General features: G+C 71.7%; 15 protein-coding genes, 1 pseudogene and 1 riboswitch. Of the genes and pseudogenes, 6 read left to right on the top strand and 10 right to left on the bottom strand.

Going from position 1 to position 16,410, the window contains the following annotated elements; translation table 11 throughout:
• Nucleotides 1–6: 6 nt before the first annotated feature.
• On the top strand, nucleotides 7–735 hold the full coding sequence (locus tag ACZ45T_RS00915; protein ID WP_468436034.1) for a TetR/AcrR family transcriptional regulator: 729 nt from the start codon (nucleotides 7–9) through the stop codon (nucleotides 733–735).
• Nucleotides 736–877: 142 nt separating this feature from the next.
• Nucleotides 878–1,910: pseudogene (locus tag ACZ45T_RS00910) on the top strand (RNA-guided endonuclease InsQ/TnpB family protein).
• A gap of 220 nt (nucleotides 1,911–2,130) precedes the next feature.
• Here the strand turns inward: ACZ45T_RS00910 and ACZ45T_RS00905 are convergent.
• Both ACZ45T_RS00905 and ACZ45T_RS00900 read right to left on the bottom strand, forming a co-directional pair.
• Nucleotides 2,131–3,423 carry a metallophosphoesterase gene (locus ACZ45T_RS00905; RefSeq protein ID WP_468436032.1) on the bottom strand — a complete coding sequence of 431 codons (1,293 nt, stop codon included), beginning with the start codon at nucleotides 3,421–3,423 and terminating at the stop codon, nucleotides 2,131–2,133.
• Complete coding sequence (locus ACZ45T_RS00900) at nucleotides 3,420–3,698, bottom strand: SCO4848 family membrane protein (RefSeq protein WP_468436030.1); 279 nt, start codon at nucleotides 3,696–3,698, stop codon at nucleotides 3,420–3,422. The genes ACZ45T_RS00905 and ACZ45T_RS00900 overlap by 4 nt, the downstream gene beginning before the upstream one ends.
• A gap of 121 nt (nucleotides 3,699–3,819) precedes the next feature.
• Between ACZ45T_RS00900 and ACZ45T_RS00895 the strand changes: the two genes are divergently transcribed.
• Nucleotides 3,820–5,064: a D-alanyl-D-alanine carboxypeptidase family protein gene (locus ACZ45T_RS00895; RefSeq protein ID WP_468436028.1), complete on the top strand. Its 1,245-nt coding sequence runs from the start codon at nucleotides 3,820–3,822 to the stop codon at nucleotides 5,062–5,064.
• Between the two features lie 16 nt (nucleotides 5,065–5,080).
• On the opposite strand, the gene ACZ45T_RS00890 is transcribed toward ACZ45T_RS00895, so the two are convergent.
• The 4 genes from ACZ45T_RS00890 to ACZ45T_RS00875 all read right to left on the bottom strand — a co-directional run bounded on the left by ACZ45T_RS00890 (nucleotide 5,081) and on the right by ACZ45T_RS00875 (nucleotide 9,483).
• Nucleotides 5,081–6,031, bottom strand: coding sequence for a YihY/virulence factor BrkB family protein (locus ACZ45T_RS00890; protein ID WP_468436026.1), 951 nt, complete (start codon nucleotides 6,029–6,031; stop codon nucleotides 5,081–5,083).
• A 178-nt stretch (nucleotides 6,032–6,209) separates the two neighbouring features.
• On the bottom strand, nucleotides 6,210–6,818 hold the full coding sequence (locus ACZ45T_RS00885; RefSeq protein WP_468436024.1) for a 2'-5' RNA ligase family protein: 609 nt from the start codon (nucleotides 6,816–6,818) through the stop codon (nucleotides 6,210–6,212).
• Nucleotides 6,819–6,913: 95 nt separating this feature from the next.
• Nucleotides 6,914–7,927 carry a tryptophan--tRNA ligase gene (trpS, locus tag ACZ45T_RS00880; protein ID WP_468436022.1) on the bottom strand — a complete coding sequence of 338 codons (1,014 nt, stop codon included), beginning with the start codon at nucleotides 7,925–7,927 and terminating at the stop codon, nucleotides 6,914–6,916.
• 287 nt (nucleotides 7,928–8,214) lie between these two features.
• Nucleotides 8,215–9,483 (bottom strand): serine hydroxymethyltransferase, encoded by a 1,269-nt coding sequence (locus ACZ45T_RS00875; RefSeq protein ID WP_468436020.1) that lies wholly within the window; start codon nucleotides 9,481–9,483, stop codon nucleotides 8,215–8,217.
• 34 nt (nucleotides 9,484–9,517) lie between these two features.
• Nucleotides 9,518–9,608: riboswitch (ZMP/ZTP riboswitch) on the bottom strand.
• A gap of 151 nt (nucleotides 9,609–9,759) precedes the next feature.
• Between ACZ45T_RS00875 and rocD the strand changes: the two genes are divergently transcribed.
• Nucleotides 9,760–10,965 carry an ornithine--oxo-acid transaminase gene (gene rocD, locus ACZ45T_RS00870; protein ID WP_468436018.1) on the top strand — a complete coding sequence of 402 codons (1,206 nt, stop codon included), beginning with the start codon at nucleotides 9,760–9,762 and terminating at the stop codon, nucleotides 10,963–10,965.
• Between the two features lie 8 nt (nucleotides 10,966–10,973).
• On the opposite strand, the gene ACZ45T_RS00865 is transcribed toward rocD, so the two are convergent.
• On the bottom strand, nucleotides 10,974–12,176 hold the full coding sequence (locus tag ACZ45T_RS00865; protein WP_468436016.1) for a glutathionylspermidine synthase family protein: 1,203 nt from the start codon (nucleotides 12,174–12,176) through the stop codon (nucleotides 10,974–10,976).
• Nucleotides 12,177–12,182: 6 nt separating this feature from the next.
• Entirely contained in the window at nucleotides 12,183–12,482 is a 300-nt protein-coding gene (locus ACZ45T_RS00860; RefSeq protein ID WP_468436014.1) for a hypothetical protein, read from the bottom strand.
• 112 nt (nucleotides 12,483–12,594) lie between these two features.
• Here ACZ45T_RS00860 and ACZ45T_RS00855 point away from each other — a divergent pair, with 112 nt between their 5' ends.
• Nucleotides 12,595–13,437, top strand: a complete 843-nt coding sequence (locus tag ACZ45T_RS00855) for a DMT family protein (RefSeq protein WP_468436012.1) — start codon at nucleotides 12,595–12,597, stop codon at nucleotides 13,435–13,437.
• A gap of 172 nt (nucleotides 13,438–13,609) precedes the next feature.
• Here ACZ45T_RS00855 and pdxR read toward each other — a convergent pair whose 3' ends face one another.
• Nucleotides 13,610–15,004, bottom strand: coding sequence for a MocR-like pyridoxine biosynthesis transcription factor PdxR (gene pdxR / locus ACZ45T_RS00850; RefSeq protein ID WP_468436010.1), 1,395 nt, complete (start codon nucleotides 15,002–15,004; stop codon nucleotides 13,610–13,612).
• 47 nt (nucleotides 15,005–15,051) lie between these two features.
• Here pdxR and ACZ45T_RS00845 point away from each other — a divergent pair, with 47 nt between their 5' ends.
• Nucleotides 15,052–15,552 carry a carboxymuconolactone decarboxylase family protein gene (locus ACZ45T_RS00845; RefSeq protein WP_468436008.1) on the top strand — a complete coding sequence of 167 codons (501 nt, stop codon included), beginning with the start codon at nucleotides 15,052–15,054 and terminating at the stop codon, nucleotides 15,550–15,552.
• A gap of 53 nt (nucleotides 15,553–15,605) precedes the next feature.
• Here the strand turns inward: ACZ45T_RS00845 and ACZ45T_RS00840 are convergent, their stop codons facing one another.
• Entirely contained in the window at nucleotides 15,606–16,409 is an 804-nt protein-coding gene (locus ACZ45T_RS00840; RefSeq protein WP_468436006.1) for a hypothetical protein, read from the bottom strand.
• Nucleotide 16,410: the final 1 nt, after the last annotated feature.

Below are 16,410 nucleotides of genomic sequence, written 5' to 3'. Positions count from 1 at the left end.
TACACCGTGACTGATCAGAAGGCTCCCAAGAGCGAGCAGACCCGCACGCTCATCCTCGAAACCGCGCTCCGGCTCTTCCAGGAGCGCGGGTTCGACAAGACGACCATGCGGGGTATCGCCAAGGAGGCCGGTGTCTCGGTCGGCAACGCCTATTACTACTTCGAATCGAAGGAACACCTGGTCCAGGGGTTCTACGACCGGATCGGCGCCGCCCACCAGGCGGCGGTCCGGCCCATCCTGGACAGCGAGACCGATCTGCAGAAGCGGCTCGCGGGCGTGCTGACGAGCTGGATGGACATCGCGGCCCCCTATCACGAGTTCGCCTCGCAGTTCTTCAAGAACGCGGCGGACCCGGAAAGTCCGCTCAGCCCGTTCTCGCCGGAATCGGAGGTGGCGCGCCAGGCGGCCATCGACATCCACCGCGAGGTGCTGGCGGGTGCGAAGACCAAGGTGCCGGCCGAGCTGGCCGACGTACTGCCGGAGCTGATGTGGCTCTCGCAGATGGGCCTGGTCCTGTACTGGGTCTTCGACCGCTCCCCGAACAGCGAGAAGACGCGGCGGCTCGCCGAGCGCGGCGCGCAGCTGACGACGCGGGGCATCGTGCTGGCCCGGTTCCGGGTGCTGCGGCCGCTGGTGCGCGAAGTGCACGAGCTGTTCGCGGACTTCCTGCCCGGCATGGCCCAGACGGCGACGGCGGGGGCACGCAAGCGGGCCTCGGACCCCGACCCCGCGTAGGCCCGGACCGCACGGTGGCCTCCGGCAGTTGGAGGGTCTGGTGATTGAGGGCGCGTCGGTTGGTGTGGGTGGTCGATCACTCGTTCGGGTGGGGTACCGGGATTCCCAGGAACGAAGCGGGCTGCGGCTCTAGCTTGGCGCTATGGCGGCACTGGCGGAGGTCGGGGAGGGCGGGCGCGCCCGCTACACCTTCCGTCTGCGTGTGTCGTCTTCCGCCCGCGCGGCCTTGCTGTCCGAGTGGGACCGGTGCCGGTGGGTGTGGAATGAGTGTGTGGCTGAATCCAGGGCGGCGCAAAAGGCCGGAGAGAAGTGCAGTCCTGCCGGTCTCGACAAGATGCTGACTGGTTGGCGCGGTGAGCATGAGTGGCTGCGCGCGGGTGGCAGTGTGCCGCAGCAGCAGATCATTCGGAACTTCGCCGCATCCCGCGCCAAGGCGTTGAAGGACATCAAGGCGGCGACTGCCGATGCGACAGCGGGCCGGGATGCCCCGCTTCAAGAAGAAGGAACTGACGGATCCGACCCTCAACTACACCCGTAGTGGCTTCCGATTGAAGGACGGCCGTCTCCACCTGGCGGGCGGTATATCGCTGACGGTTGTGTGGTCGCGTGAACTGCCCGCCGAGCCATCCAGCGTCCGTATCCACTGCGACAGCCTCGGCCACTGGTACGCGTCTTTCGTCGTCCAGACAGAGACACGGCCACTCCCCGAGTCCGGTGCGGTGATCGGCATCGACTGGGGTGTTCAGGAGACCGCCACCACCACCAGCGACGCACATGACCTCCCGCACCCCGAACACGGGAAAAAGGCTGCTGGGAAGCTGGCCGGCTACCAGCGGATGATGGCTCGCCGGAAACCGAAACGAGGGCAGGGCGCGTCCAAGGGCTACCGCAAGGCGAAGCGGCAGGCCGCGAAGGCGCACAAGAAGATCGCACGGCAGCGGCAGGACACCGCCCGCAAGTGGGCCAAGCGCGTCGTGACGGACTTCGAACGCCGCTGTCAGAGCGTACGTACACGTGCACCGCGTGCGGAGCCGTCTCCCCTCGGGACAAGAACTCCGCACGCGTGATGTCCCCCAGCTACCGCTGGGAGGTGCCCCCACGTCCGGGCTGGTCTCACCCCGGCTACCGCTGATCGTGGAAGACCTGACGGACCGCGGGTCCGCCAGGCAGCGTGAGGTAGGAATCCCCGTCGTTCACGAAGGGGAGGATGTCAAGTAGTCCTTCTTCTGCCAGATCTGCACCATTGAGGCGTGCTGGCCGACCTGTTCCGGAGTTCGCGGAACTCGACCGGTGGCCTCCAGCTGCCGGTTGAGATCGCGGCGACGCCCGCCGGGACGAAAGCACAGAGTCGACAGAAGGCCGATTCCCAGCGGGTCGTTGCCGGTTTGGTGAGGGTCAGGCCTGATATGAGGCGAGTTCGACGACGGTGATGTCGGACGGCGCCCCCACCCGGACCGGGGGTCCCCAGGCACCGGCTCCGCGGGACACGTAGAGCTGGGTGTCGCCGTAGCGCTCCAGGCCGGCGACGGTGGGGTTGGCGAGCTCGGCGAGGTAGTTGCCGGGCCAGAGCTGGCCGCCGTGGGTGTGGCCGGACAACTGGAGGTCGACGCCGTACTTGACGGCGTCGTGGATGACGACGGGCTGGTGGGCGAGGAGCACGGCGGCGCGGGCCCGGTCGCGATCGCCGAGGGCCGCCCGGAAGTCGGGGCCGGACCCCTCCAGCTCGCCCTGGACGTCGTTGACACCGGCGAGGTCGAAGTACGGCAGCGCGCGGCGGGCGTTCTCCAGGGGCGTCAGCCCGAGCTCGCGGACGTGGTCGACCCACTGCTGGGCGCCGGAGAAGTACTCGTGGTTGCCGGTGACGAAGTACGAGCCGTGGCGGGCGGTGAGCCCGCGCAGCGGCTCGGCGGCCCGCCCGAGGTCGGGGACGCTGCCGTCGACGAGGTCGCCGACGATGGCGATCAGGTCGGGCTGGGTGCGGTTGACGGTGTCGACGACGCGCTGGGCGTGGGCGCGGCCGAGCACCGGGCCGAGGTGGACGTCGCTGACGACGGCGATCCGGAAACCGTGCGCCGCGCGCGGCAGCTTGGCCAGGGGCACCTGCACCCGCCGGACGCTCGGCCCGCGCAGGACTCCGTACGTGCCGGCACCGACGGTCCCGACGGCCACGGCGGCGGCGGCCCCGCCGACCGCCCGCGCGACGAACCGACGACGGGTCAGGTCCAGGCCGGCCGCGGCGGGGGCTGCCGGACCCGGTGCGGGCTCCTCCGGCTCCGGCTCCGGCTCCGGCTCCAGTGCCGGTGCCGGTGCCGGTGCCTCGCCGTTGCTCACGACCCCGGCGGGCTGCATCAGTCCGGCGGGGGCGTGGTGGGCCAGACGGCGGAGCAACAGCGCGCGGATCGGTTCCGCGACCAGCATCGTCAGGGTGAGGTACAGGAGCACCGCGAGCCAGAGGAACCCCGGCCAGGCCACCGTCTGCTGGAGCCAGAAGGGCGCCCCGGCGCGGCCTGTGGTCAGGGCGGCAGCGGAGAGGAGGGGCAGGGCGATGGTCAGGACCGTGCCCACCCGGCGGGGCAGGCCGCCGGGGGCCGTGGTGTCGCGGACCAGGCGGATCCAGAGCCAGCGGTGCACCAGGACCAGGAGGGCGCAGACCGCGAGCGCGACCAGCACGAAGATCGCGATCTTCATGCGGAGGTGCCCGAGCCCGTGCCGTCGGCCCCACGTGATTCACGCCGCAGCGCCCGGACCCCGCGCAACCCGATCACACCGACCACCGTCCCCAGGAGAAAGGACGTCACCGCGAGCGTCAGGTGAACCCAGAAGTAGGAAGTGGGATCGCCCTCCGCATCAAAGGCCTGCCCACTGCCGTTCTTCCACAGGTTCCGGACGAAAGACACCCAGATGAACCAGCTCCACACGCCGAAGGCGAGCAGGAACCAGGAGGCGGTACGGCCGAGTTTCATGAGGCCAGTATCGGATTCGTCCCCAGGACGGACGCGCCGGGGTGGGCTGTCCCGGGGGTGGTTGGGGCGAAATGGCCGGTCCGTGGCGCCGCCCAGCTCATCGGGATGTAATTTCACCTGCGTGTCTGCCAAGACGACCGCTCTGACGGTCCTTTCCGCCGCGTTGCTGGTCCCCGCCCTGCTGGTGGCCCCCGCACACGCCGCGCCGACCCCGCCGGCCGACGGAAAGGGCCAGCCGCCCAAGGCCCCGGCGGCGCCCGCACCGCCCGCTTCCATGTCCACGGTCGGCGGAAGCCTGCTCGGCCAGCCGGGTACCCAGGTGAATCTGCTGCCGGGCGCGCCCGCCCTGCCGACGAACCTGACCGGGCGGTCGTGGATCGTGGCGGACGCCGAGTCCGGCGAGGTCCTGGCGGCGAACAACGCGCACTGGCGGCTCCCCCCGGCCTCCACGATGAAGATGCTCTTCGCGGACACCGTGCTGCCCAGCCTGCCCAAGGAACAGGTCCACAAGGTCACCGACAAGGACATGGACGGCGTGGGCCCGGGCAGCAGCCTGGTCGGGGTCAAGGAGGACCACGAGTACAGCGTCCACGACCTGTGGCTGGGGGTGTTCCTGCGGTCGGGGAACGACGCCGTACACGTACTTTCGGCCATGAACGGCGGCGTCGACAAGACCGTCAAGGACATGCAGGCGCACGCCGAGGAGCTCCAGGCGCTGGACACCCACGTCGTGTCCCCCGACGGCTACGATGCCCCCGACCAGGTGTCGAGCGCGTACGACCTGACGCTCATCGCCCGCTCCGGGCTGCAGAAGCAGGACTTCCGCGAGTACTGCGGCACGGCGAGCGCGAAGTTCCCCGGCCTGCAGGAGCCCGGGAAGCCACGGGACTACTTCGAGATCCAGAACACCAACCGGCTGATGACGGGTGCGGGGGGCATCTCCCCGTACAAGGGCATCGCCGGCGTGAAGAACGGCAACACCACCATGGCCGGCTCCACCTTCACCGGAGCCGCGCAGCAGGGCTCCAGGAAGCTGCTGGTCACGGTGATGAACCCGGGCGCGGGCGGCGCGAACTCGGTCTACGAGGAGACCGCCGCGCTCTTCGACTGGGGTTTCGCGGCGACCGGGAAGGTCAAGCCGGTGGGTCAGCTGGTGCCGCCGAAGAGCGCGGACACCTCCTCGGTCGGCTCCCCGGCCCAGTCCCACGAGAACAACCCGTCGGCGTCCGGTGCGGGCTCGGGCGGCGGCGCGGGCACCGCGCTCGGCGTCGCGGGCGGCGCGCTGGCCCTGCTGGCGGGCGGGGCCTTCGTGATCAACCGCCGCTGGCCCCGCGGCCGCCGCGGCAAGGACGAGGAGCTCGTCTAGGCCGTACTCACCCGTTTCACCGGACGCCGGAAGGCCCCTGCGCACCCGCCGGGGGACCTTCGGCGCCGTCGGCGTCGGCATCGGCATCGGCGTCCTCGCCGCCATCGGCATCGCCCTCGTCGTCGCGGGTCGCCGTCCAGGACGCGACGAAGAGCAGCAGCTTCGTCGCGAAGTTGATCCACAGCAGCAGGGCGATCGGCACACCGAAGGCCCCGTACATGCTCTTCGCGGCGACCTCCCGCATATAGCCGCTGAGCAGCAGTTTCAGCAGCTCGAAGCCCACCGCGAAGATCAGGGCCGCCTCGATCAGGCGGCGGCGCGGCGGTTCGACGCCGGGCAGCAGGGTCAGGACGTACAGCAGGAGTAGGAAGGCGGCCAGTACGCCCACGAGGAAGGCGCCGGCCCGCAGCAGCCCGCCGCCGACACCCTCGCGCGGGATGCCCAGCCACTCGCCGAACCTCCCGACCGCGCTGGAGCCGATGATCGAGGCGGCGGCCGAGGCCAGCCCCGCCCCGCCGAGGCCGAGGAGCACCAGCCCGTCCTTGCCCTTGCGGGCGAAGGGGTTCCCCTGGTCCTCGTCGTCCTTCTCCCACACGGCGCGCAGGCAGTCCCGCATCGAGCCGACCCAGCCAATGCCGGTGAAGAGGAGGATCGCGCCGGCGACGAGACCGACCGTGCCCGCGTTCGCGACCAGCCCGTCGATGTTGAGCTGGTCCGAGATGCCGGGGACCTGTTCGGCGAGGTTCTTCTGCAGCCGGTCCAGCTGTTCCTGGCTGAGCAGCGCCGCGCCCACCGCGGCGGCCACGGTGATCAGCGGAAACAGCGCGAGGAAGCTGATGAAGGTGATCGCGGCGGCGAGCCGGCTCCAGTGCACGCGGTCGAGCCGTTCGTACGAACGCCACGCGTGCGTACGCATCAGACGCGCCGCCAGCGGCCCGATCACCGGGAGTTTCGTCAGCCAGTCCATGGGGTCACCGTAAACGAGCCGACGGAAATAGCCGGGATTATCGCTTTCGGGTACTACGGTCCTCGTTTGTGACTTTTCGCCCAGTGCCCCCGACGGAGCGTCCGTTCCACACCCTGGTCCTGCGAAGGCTGAGGTTCCGCGCCCGGCGTACCGCCCGGCTGACCCTGTGGCCCCTCCGTCAGGAGGGCCGTACGGCCGCCCCGGCCGCTTTCGCCGCCTCATCGGCCGGGCAGCCCGGCTGCGCCGGGACGACGCCGCCCGGCCCCGTCCCGAAGGGATACTCGCGCAGCTTGCGCCAGACCCCGTCCGAGCCTTGCTCGTAGAGCGCGAAGCCCTCGCAGACCCACTCGGCGGCGTACTCGGCGAGGGTCGTGAACGCCACGTCCATCGCTTCCTCGGAGATCCCGTGGGCGACCGTGACGTGCGGGTGGTACGGGAAGGCCAGCTCGCGGCTGAGCGGCCCCTGCGGGTCGCGGACCTCGCCCTGGAGGCGGGTGCAGCCCGCGGCGCCCTCGACGACCTTGACGAAGACGACCGGCGAGAGGGGGCGGAAGGTTCCCGTCCCGCCCAGCCGCATCCGGAAGGCCCGGAAGGCGGCCGCGACCTCGGTCAAGTGGGCCCGGATGGCCGGGAGCCGGTCCGCTTCCACCTCGGTGGGCGGCACGAGGGTGACATGCGTGGGGATGCCGTGCGCGGCGGCGTCCCCGAAGCCGGCGCGCAGCTCCTGGAGCTGGCTGCCGTACGGCTCCGGGACCGCGATCGAAACGCCGAGCGTTACGGTCCCCATGTCTCTCCTCCGCTTGTCTCCGTGGACTGCTGCCGCCCCAGTGTGGCGGCAGCACCCCCCTTCTTGCCAGGGCCCTCGGCCCGTAGGTGCGTTCGTCAGTGCTTGGCGGGCAGCAGACCGAGGTGGTCGTAGGCCTGCGCGAGCGTCTCGGCGGCGACCGCACGGGCCTTCTCCGCGCCCTTGGCCAGGATCGAGTCCAGCGTCTCCGGGTCGTCCAGGTATTCCTGGGTGCGCTTCTTGAACGGTGTGACGAAATCGACCATCACACCGGCCAGGTCGGTCTTCAGCGCGCCGTAGCCCTTGCCCTCGTACTTCGTCTCCAGCTCGGAGACCGTCTCGCCCGTGAGGGTGGAGTAGATCGTGAGCAGGTTGCTGACGCCGGGCTTCTTCTCGCTGTCGAAGCGGATCTCGGCCTCGGTGTCGGTGACCGCGCTCTTGATCTTCTTCTCGGTGACCTTGGGCTCGTCGAGGAGGTTGATCAGGCCCTTGGGCGAGGACGCGGACTTCGACATCTTGATCGCCGGGTCCTGGAGGTCGTAGATCTTCGCGACCTCCTTGACGATGTGCGCGGCGGGGAGGGTGAAGGTCTGGCCGTAGCGCTGGTTGAAGCGCTCGGCCAGGTCGCGGGTCAGCTCGATGTGCTGGCGCTGGTCCTCGCCGACCGGGACGGCGTTCGCCTGGTAGAGCAGGATGTCGGCGACCTGGAGGATCGGGTACGTGAACAGGCCGACGGTGGCGTTGTTCACCCCGCCCTTGGCGGACTTGTCCTTGAACTGCGTCATCCGGCTCGCCTCACCGAAACCGGTGATGCAGTTCATGACCCAGCCGAGCTGCGCGTGCTCGGGCACGTGGCTCTGGATGAAGAGCGTGCAGCGCTCGGGGTCCAGACCGGACGCGAGGAGCTGCGCGGCGGAGAGGCGGGTGTTCGCGCGGAGATCCTTCGGATCCTGCGGCATGGTGATCGCGTGCAGGTCGACGACCATGTAGAAGGCGTCGTGCGTCTCCTGCAAGGCGACGTACTGGCGGATGGCTCCGAGGTAGTTCCCGAGGTGGAACGAACCGGAGGTGGGCTGGATGCCGGAGAGCGCGCGAGGACGATCAGAAGCCATGCCTTCATTCTCTCAGGTGCGGGGGCGGGCTCTGGCCCGCCGCTGGCCGGAACCTTCCGGGCCGCGGGGGCGGTGCCGGTGCCGTGCGGGGGTACCGGGCGGTATCAGGGCGGCCGGATCTCCCCGGCCGAGCGACCGCTTTCCGCCGCGCCGCTGCTGGGGCTCCGCCCCAGACCACACGCCTCAAACGCCGGCGAGGCTGAAAGACCGGGGCTCCGCCCCGAACCCCGCTCCTCAAACGCCGGAGGGGCTGAAACATCCAGCCCCCCGGCAGCCGGGCCGCAGGGTCAGGACAGCGGGAGACCCGGGGCCGGGAAGGCCGACATCAGGGACGTGACCTCCGCGCGGACCGCGGCAAGGGCCTGCTCGTCCCCCTTGGCGGCGGCGTCCACCGAGCGCGAGATCCAGTCGGCGACCTGCGGCATGTGCTCGACCCCGAGCCCCCGCGACGTCAGCGACGGCGTTCCGATCCGGACGCCCGACGGATCGAACGGCTTGCGCGGGTCGAACGGGACCGTGTTGTAGTTCACGACGATCCCCGCCCGGTCCAGGGCCTTGGCCGCGACCTTGCCCGGCACGTCCTTCCCCGTCAGGTCGATCAGGATCAGGTGGTTGTCCGTACCGCCCGAGACCAGGTCGAAGCCCCGCTCCAGCAGCGCCGCGGCCAGCGCCTTCGCGTTGGCGACGACCGCGTGCGCGTACGACACGAAGGACGGCTGCGCCGCCTCGTGCAGCGCCACCGCGATACCTGCCGTCGTCTGGTTGTGCGGGCCGCCCTGGAGGCCCGGGAAGACCGCCTTGTCGATCGCCTTCGCGTGCTCCTCCCGGCACATCAGCATCGCGCCGCGCGGACCCCGCAGGGTCTTGTGCGTCGTGGTGGAGATGACGTCCACGTGCCCCGCCGGGGACGGGTGCGCGCCGCCCGCGATCAGGCCGGCGATGTGCGCCACGTCCGCGACCAGGATCGAGCCCGCCTCCTGGGCGATCGAGGCGAAGGCCGCGAAGTCGATCGTGCGCGGAAGCGCCGTACCGCCACAGAAAATGATCTTCGGCCGCTCCGCCAGCGCCAGCTCGCGCACCGCGTCGTAGTCGATCAGGCCCGTGTCGGGGCGGACCCCGTACTGCACGCCCCGGAACCACGAGCCGGTCGCCGAGACGCCCCAGCCGTGCGTCAGGTGCCCGCCCATCGGCAGGGCCATGCCCATCACGGTGTCGCCCGGCTTCGCGAAGGCCAGGTACACGGCCAGGTTGGCCGGCGAGCCGGAGTACGGCTGCACGTTGGCGTGGTCCACGCCGAACAGGCCCTTCGCCCGCTCGATCGCCAGGGCCTCGACGCGGTCGATGTTCTGCTGGCCCTCGTAGTAGCGGCGGCCGGGGTAGCCCTCGCTGTACTTGTTCTGCAGCACGGTGCCGGAGGCTTCCAGGACGGCCGCGGACACGTAGTTCTCACTGGGGATCAGGCGCAGGGTCTCCGCCTGGAGCACTTCCTCCGCGGCGACGAAGGACGCCAGCTCGGGGTCGGTCGCGGAAAGGGCGGGGTGGCGGCTCGCGGACATGGCGGGCTCCTCCGGGGTCGATGTGATCGGTACCCCGCGAGGCCCAGGCGAGCGGCCTTGTGTGCGGTCGAACGCGCACGGCTCCCCCGGAGTTCGTTCTCCGTGCGCCAGTCGCCGTGCGTACCCCTCACCTTAGCGGGCGTGGCTACCGTGGCGGCCGCGCTGAAAGGAAGGTTTCTGCATCGGGGATACGAGCGACGATATGGAAGCGACGATATGAAGGTGACGCCACCCTCGTCACCGGTTCACCTGGCAAGACCGACGATCGGAGACCCCGTGTCGACAACTGCTGATGCCATCCGCTCCGCCGACGCGCACAGCGCGCACAACTACCATCCGCTCCCCGTGGTCGTCGCATCCGCGGACGGCGCGTGGATGACCGACGTGGAGGGCCGCAGATACCTCGACATGCTCGCCGGATACTCCGCGCTCAACTTCGGCCACGGCAACCGCCGCCTGATCGACGCCGCCCGCGCGCAACTGGAGCGGGTCACCCTCACCTCGCGCGCTTTCCACCACGACCGCTTCGCCGACTTCTGCACCGAACTCGCCGCCCTGTGCGGCAAGGAGATGGTGCTGCCCATGAACACGGGCGCGGAGGCCGTGGAGACGGCGGTGAAGACCGCCCGCAAGTGGGGCTACGAGGTCAAGGGCGTCCCGGACGGCCAGGCCAAGATCGTGGTCGCGGCCAACAACTTCCACGGCCGGACGACGACCATCGTGTCCTTCTCGACCGACCACGAGGCCCGCGACCACTACGGCCCGTACACCCCCGGTTTCGAGATCGTCCCCTACGGCGACCTGACCGCGCTCGACGCCGCCGTCACCGCCAACACCGTGGCCGTGCTGCTGGAACCGATCCAGGGCGAGGCCGGGGTTCTGGTGCCGCCCGCCGGATACCTGGCCGGCGTACGGGAACTGACGCGCGAGCGGAACGTCCTCTTCATGGCGGACGAGATCCAGTCGGGGCTGGGGCGCACCGGCAAGACCTTCGCCTGCGAGCACGAGGGGGTCGTCCCGGACGTCTACATCCTCGGCAAGGCGCTCGGCGGCGGCGTGGTGCCCGTGTCGGCCGTGGTCGCCGACCGGGACGTGCTCGGCGTGTTCAAGCCCGGCGAGCACGGGTCCACCTTCGGCGGCAACCCGCTGGCCTGCGCGGTCGCCCTGGAGGTGATCGCGATGCTGCGCTCCGGCGAGCACCAGCAGCACGCCGCCGAACTCGGCGACCACCTGCACCGGGAGCTGAACCTGCTGGTCGGCGGCGGCGCGGTGACCGCCGTACGCGGCCGCGGCCTCTGGGCGGGCGTGGACATCGACCCGGCGCTCGGCACGGGCCGTGAGATCTCCGAGAAGCTGATGGAGCTCGGGGTCCTGGTGAAGGACACCCACGGCTCCACGATCCGGATCGCCCCGCCGCTGGTGATCAGCAAGGAGGACCTGGACTGGGGCCTGGACCAGCTCCGGTCGGTCCTCTCCGCCTAGCTGCGCAACTAGAGGATCACGTGGGGCAGGAAGCGGGCGTACTCGTCCGTGACCGGCCCCGCCGATTCGCGGATGCCGAGCCCCGCCGCCTCGTCCTCGACGACCCACGCGCCGAGCACCACCCGGTTGCCGTCGAAGTCGGGCAGCGGGGCCAGCGCCTGGAAGCAGTACCGCTCCCCCTCCTCCGGTACGAACGGCTCGCCGTCCGCGCCCGCTTCGTGGAGGGTGACCCCGGCGCCCTCGCGCCCCAGCAGCGGCTTCGCGACGTACCCCGTACCTCCGGCGTCGGCCAGCTCGCGCGGGCCGTCGAGGTAGGCGGGCAGCAGGTTGGGGTGCTCCGGGAAGAGCTCCCACAGGATCGCGAGCAGCGCCTTGTTGGACAGCAGCATCTTCCACAGGGGCTCGATCCAGCAGGTGGTGCCGGAGCCGCCGCCGTGGTCGTACGTGCCGAGGACCTGCGGGCCGAACTCGTCGGTGGCCAGCCACTCCCACGGGTACAGCTTGAAGCAGCTGCGGATGAAGCGGAGCTTTTCGTCCACGAACCGGCCGGACAGGCTGTCCCAGCCGATCTGCTCGACGGACAGGGCCTGGGTGTCCAGGCCGGCCTGCTCGGCGGTCTCCTGGAGGTAGGCGACCGTCATCAGGTCCTCGCCGAGCTCGTCGGTCTCGGAGTGCGCGAAGTGCAGCGGGCCGGGCGGCAGCAGCTCGGCCTGCCGGCGCCAGGCGTCGACGAGGCGCTCGTGGAGGGAGTTCCACTGGTCGGCGCCGGGGAACCGTTCCTCCATCCAGAACCACTGCGGGCTGGCCGCCTCCACCAGGGAGGTGGGGGTGTCGGCGTTGTACTCCAGCATCTTGGCCGGGCTGCCGGTGCCGTCGTAGCGCAGGTCGAAACGGCCGTACAGGGACGGCTGTTCGGCCCGGCGGCGCCAGGACTCGGCGATCTGCTCGGCGAGCCCGGCGTCGGTGATGCCGAGGTCGGCGAAGCGGTCGTGCTCGACGATGTGCGCGGCCGCGGCCAGGCACATGGCGTGCAGTTCCTCGACGACGTTCTCCAGCGCCTCGACCTCGGGGAGGGAGAAGGAGTAGTAGGCGCTCTCGTCCCAGTAGGGGCGCAGCGAGTCGTCGGGGTAGCGGGTGAGGGGGTAGATCAGGCCCTGCTCCTCGACGGTCTTCTGCCAGCCGGGGCGGGGCTCGATGCTGTGCCGCTGCATGGAGGATCAGCCGCCGGAGGAGCCGGAGCCGGTGTGGCCGCCGATGCCGCCGCGGGTGACCGCGGACTTGTCGAAGCTGCCGCCGGAGACCTTGCCGCTGACGACGGAGCCGCCGTAGTAGTACGCGCCGCGCCCGCCGCTCTTGCACTCCTTGTTGTTCAGCTTCTCCAGCGTGGCGCGGGACGCGCAGCGCTTGTCCGGCTCGTCGCTGCTGCCACAGGCCACGAGCGTGGCCGCGAGCAGGCCCATGCCGCCGAGTGCGACGGCGCCGGAGCGCATACGGCGCTGGTTGGTGCTGCTGTCCATGTCTGCTGTTCCCCCTAGAGGCGTGCTGCCGACAGACTAGAGCGGGGCCCCCGGCCGATGGAATCCAGCCGCCGTGAGATCCGTGACCTAGAGTCAGTTCGTGCTCATTGGGATGATTTGTGCGCTCGGTGCGGCAGTCTGCTTCGGCACGGCGTCGGTTCTGCAGGCGGTCGCGACGCGAGCGGCGGAGCCGGGCACGGGGTCCGGAGTGGACGCGGCCCTGTTCCTGCGGGCCGTGCGGCAGTGGCGGTACCTGGCGGGGCTCGGCCTGGACGCGGCCGGCTTCGTGCTCCAGATCATCGCGCTGCGCCATGTCCCGATCTATGCGGTGGGTGCCGCGCTGGCCGCGAGCCTCGCGGTGACGGCGGTGGTCGCGGCGCGGCTGCTGCGGGTGCGGCTGTCCCGTACGGAGTGGGCCGCGGTGGGGGTGGTGTGCGCGGGGCTGCTGATGCTGGGGCTCGCCTCCGGCGAGGAGGGCGCGAAGACCGGGTCGCTCGCGCTGAAGCTGGGGCTGCTCGCGGTGGCGGGGCTGGTCCTGGTGGTCGGCGCGGTGGCGGGCCGCCTCCCGGACGGCCCGCGGGCGCTGGTCCTCGGCCTGGCCTCGGGCACGGGCTTCGGGGTGGTGGAGGTCGCGGTCCGGCTCCTCGACTCGGTCCTGGACCTGCGCAACCCCGCGTTCTACGCCCTCCTGCTGGGCGGCGGTGCGGCCTTCCTCCTGCTCACCTCGGCCCTGGCCCGCGGCTCGGTGACCACGGCGACGGCGGGCATGGTCCTCGGCGAAACGATCGGCCCCGCGGTGGTGGGCGTCGCCTGGCTCGGCGACCGCACCCGCGAGGGCCTGGCGTGGCTGGCGGTGGCCGGCTTCGTGGTGGCCGTCGCCGGATCCCTGGCCCTGGCCCGCTTCGGCGAACCCGACCCAGCCGCGCCGGGAAAATCCAGCCCCGCCGGCGTTTGAGGCGCCCTTTCAGCCCCGCCGGCGTTTGAGGCGCCCTTTCAGCCCCGCCGGCGTTTGAGGCGCCCTTTCAGCCTCGCCGGCGTTTGAGGCGCGGGGGGTCCGGGGGCAGCGCCCCCGGCAACGGCGCCGCACCCGGCAGGCCCCGGCCCCGGCCCCGGCCCCGGCGGGAGCCTCACGGCAGCGCGGCGGAAAGGGCCGCCAGCGTCGGCGCCCACGCGCTGTCCGACGGAGTCCCGTAGCCGACGACCAGCGCGTCCCGCGGAGCGAGCTCGGCCTCCGGATGCCGGAACCGCGCCAGGCCGTGCACGGCCAGATCCTGCCAGGCCGCCGACTGCAGCACCGACCTCTCCGTCCCCACGGGAAGGTCCAGCACCGCGTGCAGCCCCGCCGCGATCCCGGACACGGCCACCCGCCCGCCCACCGCCGCCACGAGCTCGTCCCGCCGCCGCCGGTAGCGCAGCCGCATCCCCCGCACGTGGCGGTCGTACGCCCCCGAGGTGATGAACTCGGCGAGCGTGAGCTGCTCCAGCGCGCTGGAGGTCCAGTCGTTAAGTCCCTTGACCGCCAGGACCTCGTCGAGCAGCCCCGGCGGGACCACCATCCAGCCCATCCGCAGCCCCGGGGCGAGGGACTTGCTGGCCGTGCCGAGGTACACCACCCGGTCCGGGTCCAGGCCCTGCAGCGCCCCCACCGGCTGGCGGTCGTAGCGGAACTCCCCGTCGTAGTCGTCCTCCAGGATCAGCCCGCCCGTGGTCCGCGCCCAGTCGACCGCCGCCGCCCGCCGGGCCGGGGTCAGGGCGGCGCCCGTCGGGAACTGGTGCGCCGGGGTCAGGAGCACCGCGCCCGCCGCCCCGGTCAGCTCCCCCGTACGGGCGCCCTCCCCGTCCACCCCCAGCGGTCGCGTCCGCAGCCCCGCCCGCTCCAGCACGTCCCGGTGGAAGTCCAGGCCGTACCCCTCCACCGCCACCTCCCGCACCCGTCGCGCCCGCAGCGCCCCCGCCAGCAGCCTCAGCCCGTGCACGAAGCCCGCGCAGAGCACGATCCGCTCCGGGTCCGCGTACACCCCGCGCGCCCGCGCCAGGTAGTCGGCGAGCGCGCGGCGCAGCTCGACGCGGCCCCGCGCGTCGCTCCCGTAGCCGAAGGCCTCGTTCGGCGCGTCGGTCAGCGCCCGCCGGGCCGCCGAGAGCCAGGCCGCGCGCGGGAAGGCGCCCAGGTCCGGGGAGCCGGGCTGCAGGCTGTACGAGGGCCCCGCGCGCACGGGGTGCCGTACGCGGGCGGCGGCGGCGGTGCGGCGCGGGCGGGCCCGTTCGGCGACGCGGGTGCCGGAGCCCTGGCGGGCCGTCAGCCAGCCCTCGGCGACGAGCTCGGCGTACGCCTCCGCGACCGTGTTCCGCGCGATGCCCAGGTCGGCGGCGAGGGTACGGGAGGACGGCAGCCGGGTCCCGGCCGGCAGCCGGCCGCTGCGCGCGGCCTCCCGCAGCGCCTCGGTGAGCCCGGCCCGCAGGCCGCGCCCGGCGGACAGGTCCAGATGCAGGTCGGCTCCGAAAGTGGCCCACGATTGCGTCATGGATATGGACCATATCTCTGGGCCGCCTGCCTCCTAGGGTGGATCACATGACGACGACCACAGCCACCACCGAGACCGCCCACGAACACACCCCGCGCATGCAGATGGCGAAGCTCGCCCCCGAGGTCTACAAGGCCGTACTGGCCCTGGAGATCGCGGCCAGGAAGGGCCTGGACCCGGCCCTCGTCGAGCTCGTCAAGATCCGTGCCTCGCAGATCAACCACTGTGCCTTCTGCCTCGACATGCACACCAAGGACGCGATCGCGGCCGGCGAGAGCGTCGACCGGATCGTGCTGCTGGGCGCCTGGGAGGAGTCGCGGCACTTCTACACCGAGAAGGAGCTGGCCGCGATCGAGTTCACCGAGGCCGTCACGGTCCTGACGGACGGTTTCGTGCCGGACGAGGTGTACGCGAAGGCCGCGAGGCACTTCGAGGAGCGCGAGCTGGCCCAGCTGATCGCCGTCATCGCGACGATCAACGTCTGGAACCGGATCGGCGTCACGACCCGCCTGGTGCCGGGCCACTACACCCCCGGCATGTACAAGTAGGCCTGATCTAGGCCTGATCGGGCCGTCCCGTCCGGTCCGTCCCGTCCGTCCCGTCAGTCCGGCCTGAACGAGTCCACGGCCGCCGTCAGGTTCGCGCGCAGCGCCGGACCGTCGGTGGCCGGACCCGCCACCAGAACCGCCCACCGGCTGCCGTCCGCGGCGGCGGTGATCCGCTCGATCCCGCGGCGGCGGCCGCGGGACTCCGCGCTGTCGTACTCGTAGACCAGCTCGCAGGACGCGCCGGCCGACGGGGCGAGGGAGACCTCCCGGTAGCCGCTGTTGGCGCTCAGGTGCGTGGAGGAGGTCCGCAGCAGTTCGCACGCGTCGACGCCGGCGGGCTCGGTGACACGGAAGATCTGGAGCAGTGCGCTCCGGTCGCCGGGCCGGCGGTAGAAGGAGCCGTTGCCGTTCTCGTTGAGGCTGCGCTCCCAGCCCGCCGGTACGGCGACCGAGAAGCCGTTCTCGTCGTGCACCACCGCGTAGGACCCCGGGGCCGAGGGGCTCGCGGACGCGACGGCGCTCGGCGACGGGCCCGTGGACGGACCCGTGGACGGGCCCGTGTACGAACCGGATGCCGGACTGCGGGTCCCCGAAGCCGACGGGGGTGCCTCGGGGGCCTTCGGATCCGGCCCGGACAGTACGAACCACCCCGCCACGGCGGAGCCGCCCAGCACCGCGGCCCCGAGGGCCACCAGCAGCGGGACCTTCCACTCCCGGCCCGGGCCGCCCGTCGGCGAGGGTCTCCGCAGCCGGCCCAGTCCCCCGAGCCGCGGCGGCTGCGGGGGCTGCGGGGGCTGCTCCGCCCACTCCCAGCGCTGCGACTGCGGGTTCCACTGGGGGCCGCCGCCCGAGGACACC

The organism is Streptomyces sp. NPDC030995 (genome assembly GCF_055571215.1).
This window is presented reverse-complemented; position numbering and strand designations above follow the sequence as displayed.

Excerpts from the sequence above, each read along its gene's own strand:
- ACZ45T_RS00905 (WP_468436032.1), bottom strand. The coding sequence starts at position 3,423 with ATGAAGATCGCGATCTTCGTGCTGGTCGCGCTCGCGGTCTGCGCCCTC.
- ACZ45T_RS00900 (WP_468436030.1), bottom strand. The coding sequence starts at position 3,698 with ATGAAACTCGGCCGTACCGCCTCCTGGTTCCTGCTCGCCTTCGGCGTG.
- ACZ45T_RS00890 (WP_468436026.1), bottom strand. The coding sequence starts at position 6,031 with ATGGACTGGCTGACGAAACTCCCGGTGATCGGGCCGCTGGCGGCGCGT.
- ACZ45T_RS00885 (WP_468436024.1), bottom strand. The coding sequence starts at position 6,818 with ATGGGGACCGTAACGCTCGGCGTTTCGATCGCGGTCCCGGAGCCGTAC.
- trpS (WP_468436022.1), bottom strand. The coding sequence starts at position 7,927 with ATGGCTTCTGATCGTCCTCGCGCGCTCTCCGGCATCCAGCCCACCTCC.
- ACZ45T_RS00875 (WP_468436020.1), bottom strand. The coding sequence starts at position 9,483 with ATGTCCGCGAGCCGCCACCCCGCCCTTTCCGCGACCGACCCCGAGCTG.
- ACZ45T_RS00865 (WP_468436016.1), bottom strand. The coding sequence starts at position 12,176 with ATGCAGCGGCACAGCATCGAGCCCCGCCCCGGCTGGCAGAAGACCGTC.
- ACZ45T_RS00860 (WP_468436014.1), bottom strand. The coding sequence starts at position 12,482 with ATGGACAGCAGCACCAACCAGCGCCGTATGCGCTCCGGCGCCGTCGCA.
- ACZ45T_RS00855 (WP_468436012.1), top strand. The coding sequence starts at position 12,595 with ATGATTTGTGCGCTCGGTGCGGCAGTCTGCTTCGGCACGGCGTCGGTT.
- pdxR (WP_468436010.1), bottom strand. The coding sequence starts at position 15,004 with ATGACGCAATCGTGGGCCACTTTCGGAGCCGACCTGCATCTGGACCTG.
- ACZ45T_RS00845 (WP_468436008.1), top strand. The coding sequence starts at position 15,052 with ATGACGACGACCACAGCCACCACCGAGACCGCCCACGAACACACCCCG.